The sequence below is a fragment of the Salinicola peritrichatus genome, from assembly GCF_003206715.1.
Lineage (GTDB): Bacteria > Pseudomonadota > Gammaproteobacteria > Pseudomonadales > Halomonadaceae > Salinicola > Salinicola peritrichatus.
Map to the genome: position 1 here is coordinate 1 of NZ_PZJU01000091.1, position 1,269 is coordinate 1,269.

A 1,269-nucleotide genomic window follows, 5' to 3' on the forward strand; every position below is an offset into this window, starting at 1 on the left:
TGAAGTGGACCCCATCCGTTGGACCACCTGACAGACGATTTAAGCTCTGACCGGATCATCATCAGGCGTCAGGCCGCCTGGGTCAGTGGTTGATCGAAGTACACCTCATCGGGTGTCGCATCGTCCAGCCCTTGATGGGGCCGCTGACGGTTGTACCAAGTGAAGTACTTCCTCAGCTCCCGGCGTAGGTGGGCACCATCTTCGAAGGCCTTCAGATAGACGCACTCGTACTTCACGCTACGCCAGAGCCGTTCGACGAAAATGTTGTCCCGGTAGCAGCCTTTTCCATCCATGCTGATCCGGACGCCATGGGCCTTCAGTACCTCGGTGAACGCCTGGCTGGTGAATTGGCAGCCCTGATCGCTATTGAAGATGCTCGGCGGCCCATAGCGCTCCAGGGCCTCCTCCAGTGCGTCAATGCAGAAGTCCGTATCCAGGGTGTTCGATACCCGCCAGGCCAGCACACGGCGACTGTGCCAGTCCATGATGGCCACCAGGTACATGAACCCTCGCGCCATTGGGATATACGTCACATCAGTGGCCCAGACTTGGTTGGGACGATCGATGACGCGATCCCTGAGCAGGTAAGGATAGACCCGATGCCCCACGCCAGACTGGCTGGTGCGCGGCTTCGGGTACACCGCGTGCAGCCCCATCTGCCGCATCAGGCGACGGATCCGCTTGCGGTTCACCGTGTGCCCCAAGCGGTTGAGATGGGTCGTCATCCGCCGGGAGCCGTAGACCGGCGTCCGCAGATGCTCCTCGTCGATCAGCCTCATTAGCATCAGGTCCTCGGCGAGTAACTCACGGCGCTGGTAGTATAGCGATGAGCGACTGATACCGAGCAATTGGCACTGCCGGCGCAGGCTGGGAGTGTCGGAGGATGGCGGCTCGATCAGGGCCAAGCGCTGAGCCCGGCTCAACGATCGAGCCTGCGCGACAAAAAATCGCGTTCCACCGTCAGCTTGCCGATCTCGCGGTAAAGCGTGTCGATCTCCTCCTGGCTCTTCTGGGCGGCTTTACCATCCTTGCCTTCGAAGACGCCCGTGGCGTTGTCCAGGAGTTCACGCTTCCACTGGCTGACCATGGTGGGGTGGATCTCGAAGCGGGCGGCGATCTCCGACGTTGTCTGATCGCCCTTGAGGGCTGCGAGAGCCACCTTGGCCTTGAAGTCACTGCTGTACTGCTTGCGTTTCCTGCTCATGATCATCGTCTCCAATCGTCATGATCAGAGCTTAACGCCTGGTCCTGATTTCGGGGACCACCTCA

General features: G+C 60.1%; 1 protein-coding gene. It reads right to left on the minus strand.

Annotation, left to right across the window (positions count from 1 at the left end):
• Window positions 1-68: 68 nt before the first annotated feature.
• A protein-coding gene (locus DOM57_RS21360; protein ID WP_371399730.1) for an IS3 family transposase occupies window positions 69-1,204 on the minus strand; the annotation gives its coding sequence in 2 pieces (ribosomal slippage) (window positions 69-949 and window positions 949-1,204; 1,137 coding nt in all).
• Window positions 1,205-1,269: the final 65 nt, after the last annotated feature.